The 11,915-nt window shown below is 70.0% G+C and carries 10 protein-coding genes; 6 read left to right on the top strand and 4 right to left on the bottom strand.

Going from position 1 to position 11,915, the window contains the following annotated elements; all coding sequences use genetic code 11:
- Window positions 1-220 precede the first annotated feature (220 nt).
- The 3 genes from HAV40_RS07660 to HAV40_RS07670 all read left to right on the top strand — a co-directional run bounded on the left by HAV40_RS07660 (window position 221) and on the right by HAV40_RS07670 (window position 3,509).
- Window positions 221-1,060 (top strand): NAD-dependent epimerase/dehydratase family protein, encoded by an 840-nt coding sequence (locus HAV40_RS07660; protein WP_203670925.1) that lies wholly within the window; start codon window positions 221-223, stop codon window positions 1,058-1,060.
- Between the two features lie 153 nt (window positions 1,061-1,213).
- Window positions 1,214-2,578 (top strand): lysine N(6)-hydroxylase/L-ornithine N(5)-oxygenase family protein, encoded by a 1,365-nt coding sequence (locus HAV40_RS07665; protein ID WP_166380182.1) that lies wholly within the window; start codon window positions 1,214-1,216, stop codon window positions 2,576-2,578.
- 88 nt (window positions 2,579-2,666) lie between these two features.
- On the top strand, window positions 2,667-3,509 hold the full coding sequence (locus HAV40_RS07670) for an SAM-dependent methyltransferase (RefSeq protein ID WP_166380183.1): 843 nt from the start codon (window positions 2,667-2,669) through the stop codon (window positions 3,507-3,509).
- 78 nt (window positions 3,510-3,587) lie between these two features.
- Here HAV40_RS07670 and HAV40_RS07675 read toward each other — a convergent pair whose 3' ends face one another.
- On the bottom strand, window positions 3,588-3,815 hold the full coding sequence (locus HAV40_RS07675; protein WP_166380184.1) for a hypothetical protein: 228 nt from the start codon (window positions 3,813-3,815) through the stop codon (window positions 3,588-3,590).
- 402 nt (window positions 3,816-4,217) lie between these two features.
- On the opposite strand from HAV40_RS07675, the gene HAV40_RS07680 reads away from it, so the two are divergent.
- Window positions 4,218-4,451, top strand: coding sequence for a DUF397 domain-containing protein (locus HAV40_RS07680; RefSeq protein ID WP_166380185.1), 234 nt, complete (start codon window positions 4,218-4,220; stop codon window positions 4,449-4,451).
- Window positions 4,452-4,533: 82 nt separating this feature from the next.
- Window positions 4,534-5,415 carry a helix-turn-helix domain-containing protein gene (locus tag HAV40_RS07685; RefSeq protein WP_166380186.1) on the top strand — a complete coding sequence of 294 codons (882 nt, stop codon included), beginning with the start codon at window positions 4,534-4,536 and terminating at the stop codon, window positions 5,413-5,415.
- A 3-nt stretch (window positions 5,416-5,418) separates the two neighbouring features.
- On the opposite strand, the gene HAV40_RS07690 is transcribed toward HAV40_RS07685, so the two are convergent.
- The 3 genes from HAV40_RS07690 to HAV40_RS07700 all read right to left on the bottom strand — a co-directional run bounded on the left by HAV40_RS07690 (window position 5,419) and on the right by HAV40_RS07700 (window position 9,555).
- The gene (locus HAV40_RS07690; protein ID WP_203670923.1) at window positions 5,419-6,840 is read right to left on the bottom strand and encodes an ATP-binding protein; all 1,422 of its coding nucleotides are present in this window, start codon (window positions 6,838-6,840) and stop codon (window positions 5,419-5,421) included.
- Window positions 6,837-8,495, bottom strand: a complete 1,659-nt coding sequence (locus tag HAV40_RS07695; protein ID WP_166380187.1) for an NAD(P)/FAD-dependent oxidoreductase — start codon at window positions 8,493-8,495, stop codon at window positions 6,837-6,839. The genes HAV40_RS07690 and HAV40_RS07695 overlap by 4 nt, the downstream gene beginning before the upstream one ends.
- Before the next feature lie 79 nt (window positions 8,496-8,574).
- Window positions 8,575-9,555, bottom strand: coding sequence for a phosphotransferase family protein (locus tag HAV40_RS07700; protein ID WP_166380188.1), 981 nt, complete (start codon window positions 9,553-9,555; stop codon window positions 8,575-8,577).
- A 400-nt stretch (window positions 9,556-9,955) separates the two neighbouring features.
- Between HAV40_RS07700 and HAV40_RS07705 the strand changes: the two genes are divergently transcribed.
- Window positions 9,956-11,839, top strand: coding sequence for a cellulase family glycosylhydrolase (locus tag HAV40_RS07705; RefSeq protein ID WP_239085739.1), 1,884 nt, complete (start codon window positions 9,956-9,958; stop codon window positions 11,837-11,839).
- The last annotated feature ends 76 nt before the right edge of the window (window positions 11,840-11,915 follow it).

Below are 11,915 nucleotides of genomic sequence, written 5' to 3' on the forward strand. Positions count from 1 at the left end.
CGTTCGAAGGTCGGACTGCCAAGCATGCCACGCTCGAACGAACACCTGCCGATCGGTGACTTGTGGTTTTTTGTCCGTTTTGACGTGCTGGCGGGAAGGGTCGTGTCATGCAGGCACCACTCCTGAAGATCCAGATTCCGGTGGGCGGGTGTGGGGCGGGGGAGCGGGGCGGGTAGAACGGTGACGTGACTATGCGCAGTGGGGTCGGACGGTGGCGTCGGTGAATCGCGTGCTGGTGACCGGGGCGGCAGGCCGCCTCGGGCGGGCCACGCTCGACCTGCTCGCGCGCGAGGGGGTCGCCGCCACGGCACTCGACCTGCACGATCCCGGTGATCTGCCGGCGGCGCGGGTCGTCGTCGGCGACACCGGCGACGTGAAGACGGTCCGGGAGGCGCTGTCCGGGGTGGACGCGGTGGTGCACTGCGCCGCGATCCCCGCGCCGACGCTCGGCACCGCCGAGGACGTGTTCTGCGGCAACACCCGCAGCACGTTCGTGGTGCTGGAGGAGGCGGCACAGGCCGGGGTGACCCGCGCGGTGCTGGCGGGCAGCCAGTCCGCGCTGGGGTTCGCCTGGTCGCCGGAGCCGATCGCGCCGCTCTACCTGCCGGTCGACGAGGCGCACCCGCTGCTGGCCGCCGACCCGTACGCGCTGAGCAAGCAGGTCGACGAGCAGACCGGCCAGATGATGGCCCGCCGCTACGGCATGACCGTGGTGACGCTGCGGTTCCCGCTGCTCGGCGGCATGACCGAGCGCCTGCCCACGTTCGCCTCGCACTACCGCGCCGACCCGGTGCAGGGTGCCCGGTCGCTGTGGGCGTACCTGGAGGACCGCGACGCGGCCACGGCCAACTGGCTGGCCCTGACCCGGCCGCTGTCCGGCGCGCACGAGATCTTCGTCGCCGCCCCGATCACGCTGGCCGCGCTGCCGACAGAGGAGCTGCTCGACCGCTTCCACCCCGGGGTGCCGCGCCGCACACCGCTGCCGGGCCGCACCGTCCCGTTCGACCTCTCCCTGGCCGACCGCCTGCTCGGTCTGGTTCCTGAGCACCTGTACGCCTGAGGTTTGCCTTGCCTAATTTACCGATGTGGATGAGAATTCCATTCACGACCTGCGTTGAAAGCGGCCCCGTATTGGCAAGCCGAATGGCGTAGGTTAGCCTAACCTAAGTGCTGGCGAGGAGGCGCGCCGGCGACGCTTAGGAACGGGACCGCAATGACAGAACAATCGTTCGGCGGGGACGTCGTCCATGACATCGTGGGCGTGGGATTCGGTCCGTCCAACCTGGCCCTGGCGATCGCCGCCGCGGAGAGCCCGGCACCGGTCAGCGCGGTGTTCCTGGAACGGCAGGCCGCGTTCGGCTGGCACCGCGGCATGCTGCTCGACGACGCCACGATGCAGGTCTCGTTCATGAAGGACCTGGTCACCCTGCGCAACCCGGCGAGCCGGTTCAGCTTCCTGTGTTACCTGCACAGCCGGGGCCGCCTGATCGACTTCATCAACCACAAGAGCCTGTACCCGCTGCGCGTCGAGTTCCACGACTACCTCGAATGGGCCGCCGCACAGGTCAGCGGCATGGTCCGATACGACCACGAGGTCGTCGACGTGCACCCGGTGTACGAGCGCGGCCGCGCCGACCACCTGATGGTGGTAGCCCAGGGCCCGCGCACCGCGACGGCGCTGCGGGCGCGCAATGTCGTGTTCGCGACCGGACTGACCCCGCAGCTGCCGGACGGCGTCGCCGCCTCGCCCCGGGTCTGGCACACGCAGGACCTGCTGCACCAGGTGGGGCAGTGGACCGACCCGCAGCGGCTGGTGGTGGTCGGCGCGGGCCAGAGCGCAGCCGAGGCGACCGCGTTCCTGCACGAGCGCTTCCCGTCGGCCGAGATCTGCGCGGTGTTCTCCCGGTACGGCTACAGCCCCGCCGACGACAGCCCGTTCGCCAACCGCATCTTCGACCCGGCCGCGGTCGACGACTTCTTCACCTCGCCGCCGCAGACCAAGCAGATGCTGCTGGACTACCACCGCAGCACCAACTACTCGGTCGTCGACCTGGACCTCATCAACGACCTCTACGGCCGGGTCTACCAGGAGAAGGTGCTGGGCAGGCAGCGGCTGCGCATCCTGAACGCGAGCCGGATGACGGCCGTGCACGACCGGGGCGACCGGGTCCAGGTCGAGGTGTCCTCCCTGCTCACCGGCGAGCAGACCGCGCTGGACGCCGACATCCTGGTCTGTGCCACGGGCTACCGCCAGGCCGACCCGTCGGGTCTGCTCGGCGAGCTGGCCGGGCACGTGCGACGCGACGGCGACGGCCGCCTGGTGGCCGGGCGCGACTACCGGCTGGCCACGGCGTCCGATCTGGGCTGCGGGGTGTACCTGCAGGGCGGCACCGAGCACTCGCACGGCATCACGTCCTCGCTGCTGTCGGCGACCGCGGTGCGCGCGGGCGAGATCCTGCAGTCCGTTCTCGACCACCGCGACGGGCCGTCGGCGACGCTGACCGCGCAGGTGCCCGCCCTGATCACCCGTCCGAGGACCGCCCACGCGCAACCGGCCGTCCTCGGTGGAGCACTGTGATGATCTCTCTGTAGCACTTCCGTGGCGCACCGTGTGGCTCGATGCGAGGCGGCGGGTCTATGCTTCCGCTGCATCACCACGACGGTCAATGGAGGCGTCAGTGTCGCAGGACGGCGGTCTGGGTGCGGGTGGCGAGGAGGTCGCGCCGCCGGGCGTCGACACGAGCACGCCGCACTCGGCGCGGATGTACGACTGGTGGCTGGGCGGCAAGGACAACTTCGCCGCGGACCGCGCCATGGGGGACGCCTTCATCCAGGCGATCCCGACCATCAAGACGATGGCGAAGGAGAACCGGAAGTTCCTCGGCCGCGCGGTGAAGTACCTGGTCGCCGACGTGGGCATCCGGCAGTTCCTGGACATCGGCACGGGCATCCCGACGCGGCCCAACCTGCACGAGGACGCGCAGGCCATCGCCCCGGAGACCCGGGTCGTCTACGTGGACAACGACCCGATCGTGCTGGCGCACGCGCGGGCGCTGCTGGTCAGCTCCGAGGAGGGCCGCAGCGAGTACATCCACGCCGACCTGCGCAAGCCGCAGGAGATCCTGTCCGACCCGGCGCTACTGCAGACCCTCGACCTGAGCAAGCCGGTGGCGCTGATGATGGTCGCGGTGCTGATGCTGCTCAAGGACACCGACGACCCGTGGGGCCACGTCCGCGAGCTGATGGAAGCGCTGCCCTCGGGCAGCTACCTGACCATCACGCACCCGGGGCGTGAGTTCGACGAGGAGGCGATGGAGGTCATCCGGTCCTCGGCCGAGCGCGGCGGCATGACGGTCATCCCGCGCACCCAGGCTGACGTGGCGCGGTTCTTCGACGGCTGGGACCTGGTCGAGCCGGGCGTGGTGCCGGTCATGGGCTGGCACCCCGAAAGCGAGCTCGACGACGCCAACGGCGCCTTCTACTGGGCGGGCATGGCCCGCAAGCGCTGACCTTCAGGACCCGCCGCCGGGCGGGCGAGGACAACTCGCACCGTTGTCGTCGCCCGCCCGGCGGTGACCTGAGGAGGGTCAGACGTAGCTCAGCGCGTCGATCGACAGGTCGATGCGGTCACGCCGCGCCACGTAGCGCGCGGTTCTTATCTCGACCTCCGTGCCACGGGCCGTGGTCGAGCTGTAGATGACGGTGGCGGCGTGGCTGCTGGCGTCGTAGACGATGCCGGGACGCCACTGGCCGTCGCGGTACACCCAGACCCGGTCGTGGGGGGCGTACGCGTCGGTGGGTACGACGTCGGCCACGGATCGCTCGTCTGGGTGAATCTTCGGTGGTGCCATGGATCGGGTGTCCTCCTGTGGGGCGGAACATTCCGACGTGGCTCGTTGCCGTGTGTGCCCGGCGACTCCCCACGTCCCAAGGACAGGCCGCCTTCGGTCACACCGCGTAGCGCGACGCGCCCGGGAGGTAGCCGCATCCCGAGAAGGCTGAGCCTGCCGGTCCGGGAGGGGTCCGTGCCGTCTGCCCAGGTGGAGGGGGTCGCGCCACCGGCGGGTTGGTCTCCGGCAGCGCTTCCATTGACTGAGTTCGTTTAGCCGACCTCATGATGCACGGCTATCCTGTGCAAAAGCAAGCGCTGATGCACGTGCAGATGATCGTGTCATCTGCACGGGGCGTTGTTATCTCTCTGGGGGCGGAGGATCGCGATGACGCACATCCACGGTGGTGCGAGGGAACTCGCCGCGGTCGCGTGGCGCAAGAGCGTACGCAGCGGGGCGGACGGGAACTGTGTGGAGATCGGCAAGCTGCCCGGGGGGTCGGGCTTCGCGGTGCGGCATTCGCGGGACCCGCTGGGGCCGGTGCTGCTCTACACGCCGGCGGAGATGAACGCGTTTCTGCTGGGTGTCTACGACGGTGACTTCGACGATCTACTTTCTTGACCGTTGATTCTCGACAGTCAGCCCGCGCTTTGCGACAGTATGCGCAGGAGATCACGCGGGCTGGCAGGCGGAGGGCGCAGGTATGGCGGCAGACCCGGACAGTGGGTCGGGCGGCGGTCCTACCGTGCTGCGTATGCTGCTCGGAGCGCAGCTGCGGCGGTTGCGGGAGTCCCGCGGCATCACCCGGGAGGACGCGGGCTGGCAGATCCGCGCCTCGGAGTCGAAGATCAGCCGGATGGAGCTGGGCCGGGTCGGCTTCAAGGAACGTGACGTCGCCGACCTGCTGACCTACTACGGGGTGACCGACGAGGCCGAACGCGAGGCCATGGCGGCACTGGCCCGGCAGGCCAACGAGCCCGGCTGGTGGCACCAGTACGGTGACGTCTACCCGGCGTGGTTCCAGTCCTATCTGGGCCTGGAGTCCGCCGCGCAGATCATCCGGACGTACGAGGTGCAGTTCGTGCCCGGCCTGCTGCAGACCGCCGACTACGCGCGCGCGGTCATCATGCTCGGCCACGGCGGCAAGCCCGAGGCCGAGGTCACCCGGCGCGTCGAGCTGCGGATCACGCGCCAGCAGATCCTGCACCGGCAGAACCCGCCGTTCCTGTGGGCGGTGGTGGACGAGGCGGCGCTGCGCAGGCCCGTCGGCGGGCGGGCGGTGATGCGCGGCCAGCTCGAAGCGCTGCTCAAGGCAGCCAGGCTGCCGAAGGTCACCCTGCAGGTGATGACGTTCGACAAGGGCGGCCACGCGTTCAGCAGCGGCGCGTTCTCGCTGCTGCGCTTCCCCGACCACGACCTGCCCGACGTGGTCTACCTGCAGCAGCTGACCAGCGCGCTCTACCTGGACAAGCGCGAGGACGTCGAGCAGTACGTCGCCGTCATGGAGCAGTTGTGCGTCGACGCGGCGCCGCCGCAGGAGACCCCGCGCATCCTGGAGGCCATCCTGCGCGACCTGGACGGGTGAGCCTCACGCGTCCGGGATCTCCTCGATGGGCAGCAGCACCCGGAACCGGGTGTCGCCGGGCTCCGAGGTCACCTTGATGTCGCCGTGGTGCTTGTTGACCACGATGCGGTACGAGATGTCCAGGCCGAGCCCGGTGCCCTCGCCGACCGGCTTGGTGGTGAAGAACGGCTCGAAGATGCGCGGCCGGATCGCCGGGTCGATGCCGCCGCCGGTGTCGCCGATCTCGACGTACACGCAGCTGTTCTCGCGGCCGGTGCGGATGGTCAGCGTGCCGGAGCCGTTCATCGCGCCGAGGGCGTTGTCGATGAGGTTGGTCCAGACCTGGTTCAGCTCGGCGGCGTACGCCGGGATCTTGGGTAGGGTCCGGTCCAGTTCCTTGACGACGGTCAGGTCCTTGGTGACCTTGCCGGCGAACATGGCCAGGGTCGCCTTGACCAGGTCGTTGACGTCGACCTCCTGGTACGGCGCGCGGTCGAGCTGCGAGTACTGCTTGGCCGCGGCGACCAGGCCGGAGATGCGGGTGACCGAGTCGTCGATCTCGCCCATCAGCAGCTCGGTCTCCAGGGTGTAGGTCAGCCAGCGCACCGCGGACTCGAAGTTCTCCGCGCCGACGGTGTCGGACACCCGCTCCAGCCAGTCCTGGTCGACACCGCCCGCGACCAGCGTCGGGGCGATGTCCCACGCGCCGGTGATGTCGCGGTCCTCCAGCCAGTCGGCCAGGGCGTCCTCGGCGTCGGAGGTCTGCACCGGGGTCAGCTCGGCCGCGCCGTCGATCCGTTTGACGGCCTCCTCCTGCAGGTCGACGAGCTTGCGCAGCTGGGTGCCGTCGAGGCGTCCGTCAGCGATCAGCGACAGCTTGTGCCGCATCCCGGCGACGCGCTGGCGCAGCACGGCGGTGGCGCGTACGGCGGCCGCGGCGGGGTTGTTCAGCTCGTGGGTGAGCCCGGCCGACAGCGAACCCAGGGCCAGCAGGCGCTCGCGCTCGCCGACCATGGTCTGCATGCTGCGCATGCCGAAGAACAGGCCTTCGAGCAGGTGCATCGCCATCGGGAACCAGTCGCGCATGACGGTGCCGAAGTCGGCGGCGGGCAGCACGAAGAACTCGGCGTCGGAGACGGCGAGCATAGCGTGCACGTACTTCTGGGGCACCCGGTCGCCGAGATAGGCCTGGGTGGCTCCGGCGTAGACGCCGCGCTGGTCGGTGCGGCTGACCTCGATGCTGTCGCCGTGCACGATGCGGCTGAGCGCGACGGTGCCCGACAGCAGCACGTAGAAGCAGCTGGCCTCGTCGCCCTCGGCGAAGACGGGACCGGCGGGGATGCACTCGATCCGGCCGTGCTCGGCCAGCCAGCGGAGCTGGTCGTCGGTGAGCTGCTCGAACAGGAACAGCCCGCGTAGCAGCTCGGGGGTGAGTTCGATGGTCACTGCCCCTCCAGGTATCGGTGTACGAGTGAGATGGCCATGGCGCCCTCGCCGACGGCGGAGGCGACGCGCTTGACCGAGTCGGACCGCACGTCACCGGCGGCGAACACGCCCGGCACGCTGGATTCCAGGTGGTAGGGGTCGCGCTCCAGGCGCCACCCGGCGGGGCGCTTGCCGCCGCTGAGCAGGTCGGGCCCGGTCAGCACGAAGCCGTGCTCGTCGCGGGCGATGACGCCGTCGAGCCAGTCGGTGCCCGGTTCCGCGCCGATGAAGATGAACAGCCAGGACGCGTCGACCGCGGACTCCTGCCCGGTGCGGGTGTCCACGAGCGTCAGCCGCTCCAGGTGGTCGTCGCCGCTGCCTTCCTTGACCTGGGTGTACGGGTGCACGGTGATGTTCTCGATCGCCTCGATCTGGTCGATCAGGTAACGCGACATCGACCGGCGCAGGTCCTCCCCGCGGATCAGCATGTGCACGCGGCTGGCGTACCGGGAGAAGTAGACCGCGGCCTGGCCCGCCGAGTTGGCCCCGCCGACGATGTAGACGTCCTGGTCCTGGCAGCCGGGCGCCTCGGTGGCCGCCGAGCCGTAGTAGACGCCGCGGCCGGTCAGGTCCGCGCAGCCGGGCACGTCGAGCATCCGGTACGACACACCCGTGGCCAGCACGACGCTGTGCGCGGCGATGCGGCTGCCGTCGGCGAAGTGCACGACGCGCGCCGAGCCGCAGGTCTCCAGGGCGGTGACCTCGCGGGCCGACAGCAGCTCCGCGCCGAACTTCAGCGCCTGGCGGCGGGCCCGTTCGGTGAGCTGCGCGCCGGAGACGCCGTCGGGGAAGCCGAGGTAGTTCTCGATGCGGCTGCTCTGCCCGGCCTGCCCGCCGGTCGCGCGGCGCTCGACGAGCACGGTGCGCAGGCCCTCGGAGGCGGCGTACACGGCCGAGCCGAGCCCGGCCGGGCCCGCCCCGACGACGATGACGTCGTAGAAGTCCGAGGCGGGGGTGGTGGTCAGGCCGATGTTGGCGGCGAGTTCGGCCTCGTGCGGCTGGACCAGGGTCTTGCCGTCGGCGGTCACCACCAGGGGCACGTCGTCAGCGGTCAGCCCGGCCGCGGCCAGCAGGCGCGCGCCCTCGGGGTCGTCGGCGACGTACCAGCGGAACGGGACCAGGTTGCGGGCGAGGAAGTCACGGATCTTGTAGGAGTGCGCGGACCAGCGGTGCCCGACGACGCGCAGCTCGGCCGTCGCCGCGTCCGGGGTCGCCAGCCAGGACTGCAGCAGGTCGTCCACAACGGGGTAGAGGTGCTCCTCCGGCGGGTTCCACGGCTTGAGCAGGTAGTGGTCGAGGTCGACCAGGTTGATCGCGTTGATCGCCGCGTCGGTGTCGGCGTACGCGGTCAGCAGCACCCGCCGCGCGCGGGGGTAGAGGTCCATCGCCGATTCCAGGAACTGGATGCCGTTCATCTGCGGCATTCGGTAGTCGGCCAGCAGCACCGCCACCTGCTGCCCGCGCAGCTTCAGCTCACGCAGCGCGTCCAGGGCCTCGGCGCCCGAACTGGCCCGCACCACCCGGTAGTTCTCACCGTAGTGCCGGCGCAGGTCACGCGCCACCGCGCGGGAGACGTTCGGGTCGTCGTCCACGGTCAGGATCGCCGGAGTGCTCATGTCACCTATCAAAACACCTTCCCGGCCGCTTTCCATGGCAAGTTGATCACAATGGCATCACCGGTCACAGGTGTAACTTTCACGCGCTCGCCAGCGCGTCGAGGTCGTTGGCCAGCCGCTCGCTGGACCAGGCGAGCAGGTCGGCGTTCTCCTTCTCCGGGTAGCCGCGCACGGCCGTCTCGGCGACCAGGATCAGCCACAGGTAGGCGCGGTACATGGCCAGCCGGATCTCCTCGCCGGGATGCAGGGCTCGGCCCAGGAAGCCGTCGACCGCCGCCGCGGCCTGGTCCTCGGGCGCGAACGAGGCCAGTGAGACCAACTCGGCGAGCGGGTCGCCGTAGAAGGCGCGCTCGCCGTCGATGATGCCCTCGACCCGCCAGCCGTCGCCGTCGGGCAGCACGAACACGTTGCCGTCCCAGAGGTCGTAGTGGACCAGGGCGGGCACGGTGACCGCGTCGAGCAGCGGCGCGTGGCGCAGCACCAGCTCGCGGATCTGCGCGGCGGGCCTGGGCAGCGGCCGGTCGGTGGCGGTGGCGTCGGCCAGGATGTCGTCGATGAAGCACAGGAACGACTCCCGCCAGGACGCCGAGCGGGTGCGTCCGTCGCGGCGAGGGTAGCCGAAGCGCGCGCCGGTGACGGTGGTGCTGTGCGCGGCTATGCGGCCCAGCTCACGGCGGATCGCGAGCACGTGCTCGGCGGCCATGGTCTGCTTTGCCTGCTCGAAGGAGACTCCGCGCAACCGCGACATGATTATGATGCCGCCGTCGGCGTCGGCGTGCCACATCGTCGGCAGCGGCACGCCCGCAGCCGCGGCGCGCTCGAAGAACTCGATCTCGGTGTGCATCAGGTCGACCTCGTAGGTCAGCATCGTCAGGCCCTGTTCCGGCGCGACCTTCAGCACGACCTCCCGGCCGTCGTCCAGGAGCACGGCGTGCGCGGCGTTGAAGAAGCCGTCGGTGAACTCCTCGTGCCCGGTGACGACGGCGTTGTCGCCCAGGCCCTGCCTGATCAGGCGGGTGATGTCGGCATCGGACAGCACGGGCTTGGTGATACTGCGCATAGGTCGGATCGTGCCGCGAGAGCGCTTCCTGTCGCAACCGCCGTCGGCTCCGGCGGGCGCGAGATTGACGCAGACTGTTGCGTCCGGGTTACGGGAGCCCTACGCTCCAACACAAGTGGGAGCGCTCCCGTTCACTGTCGTCTATATCTGGTCCACTCCGGACCGCCGTCGGCAGGGTCGGGAACCGGGTGGACCGCCTCGGCGGACCGCTCGTGTCGCCGCCGGTGCCCGCCGGGGGAGTGGCCGTATCCGGCCCGTGAATGGGAGCGCTCCCGACCTGCGGCCGGCTACCGATCGCCGTCCGCCCACCGCTTCCGGAAGGTTCTCCATGGCACTCAGTAGGAAGGCGGGGATCGGCAGGCGACTGCGCATCCCCCTCGCGCTGGCCACGCTGGCCACGATGCTGGCGTCCGGCGCGGCCGTGCTCGCCCCGACCACCGCCGCCGCCGCGGTGCCGGAGAAGGACTGGCTGCACGTCCAGGGCAACAAGGTCGTCGACGAGGCCGGTAACGAGGTCTGGCTGACCGGCGTCAACTGGTTCGGCTACAACGCCTCCGAGCGGGTCTTCCACGGCCTGTGGTCGGGCAACATCACCACCATCACCAAGGGCATGGCCGACCGCGGCATCAACCTGGTCCGCGTGCCGATCTCCACCCAGCTGCTGCTGGAGTGGAAGGCCGGGCAGACCGTCGCCGCGCCGAACGTGAACACGTACGCCAACCCCGAGCTGCTCGGCAAGAACAACCTGCAGATCTTCGACTTCTGGCTGCAGCTGTGCGAGCAGTACGGCATCAAGGTCATGCTCGACGTGCACAGCGCCGAGGCCGACAACTCCGGCCACATCCACCCCGTGTGGTGGAAGGGCACCATCACGACCGAGCAGTTCTACCAGGGCTGGGAGTGGGTGACCAACCGGTACAAGAACAACGACACCATCGTCGCGATGGACATCAAGAACGAGCCGCACGGCACCCCCAACCAGCCCCCGCGGGCCAAGTGGGACAACAGCACGGACCAGGACAACTTCAAGTACGTCTGCGAGACCGCAGGAAAGCGCATCCTGGCGATCAACCCCAACGTGCTGATCCTGTGCGAGGGCATCGAGGTCTACCCGCGTCCCGGCGAGACCTGGAGCTCCCCGAACACCGACCCGGACCTGACGCCGAACTACTTCTACAACTGGTGGGGCGGCAACCTGCGCGGCGTGCGCACCAACCCGATCAACCTCGGGGCCAACCAGGACCAGCTGATGTACTCCCCGCACGACTACGGACCGCTGGTCTACGAGCAGCCCTGGTTCCAGGGCACGTTCGACAAGGCCTCGCTGACCAACGACGTGTGGCGGCCGAACTGGTTCTACATCCACGAGGACGGCATCGCGCCGCTGCTGATCGGCGAGTGGGGCGGCCGCCTCGGCCAGGACGCCCGCCAGGACAAGTGGATGACCGCGCTGCGCGACCTGATCGTGCAGTACCGGCTGCACCAGACGTTCTGGGTGCTCAACCCTAACTCCGGCGACACCGGCGGCCTGCTGCTCGACGACTGGGCCACCTGGGACACCGCCAAGTACAACCTGCTCAAGCCCGCGCTGTGGCAGCACCAGGGCAAGTTCGTCAGCCTCGACCACCAGGTCCGGCTTGGCGGCGGCACCAGCACCACCGGCTACAGCCTCGCCGACGTGTACGGCGGCGGGGGCACCGGCGGCGACACCATTGCCCCGTCCGCGCCCGGCAACCCGGCCGTCACCGGCGTGACCAGCAGCTCGGTGTCGCTGTCCTGGGGCGCGGCCACCGACAACGTCGGCGTCACCGCGTACGAGGTCTACCGCGCCGGGACCAAGGTCGCCACGGTCTCCGGGCGGACGTACACCGACACGGGACTGTCCGCGTCGACGGCGTACCAGTACACGGTGCGGGCGCGGGACGCGGCGGGCAACGTCTCGGCGGCCTCCGCCGCGGTCACCGGCACGACGTCCGGTGGCGGCGGAGGCGGCAGCGGCTGCACGGCCACGCTGCTGGTGACCGGCTCCTGGCAGGGCGGCATGCAGGCGGAGGTGACCGTCAAGAACACCACCACCTCCACCTCGGCGGCCTGGGCGGTGGTGCTGAACATCCCGTCGACGCTGACCATCGCCAACCTGTGGAACGGCAGCCGGACCGGCAGCACCGTCGCCAACGCCCCGCACAACGGCTCGCTGGCCCCGTCGGGCAGCACGACGTTCGGGTTCGTCGCCAACGGCACCGGCACGGTCACCGTGACCAGCTGCGCACTCGCGCTGCCGTGACCGCCCCGGCCGGCGGCGGGCCCCTCCCCGTCGCCGGCCGGCCCGCGGAACGCGCCACCTGCGGCGCGTTCCGCGG

The sequence above is a fragment of the Catellatospora methionotrophica genome (genome assembly GCF_011297335.1).
GTDB lineage: Bacteria > Actinomycetota > Actinomycetes > Mycobacteriales > Micromonosporaceae > Catellatospora > Catellatospora methionotrophica.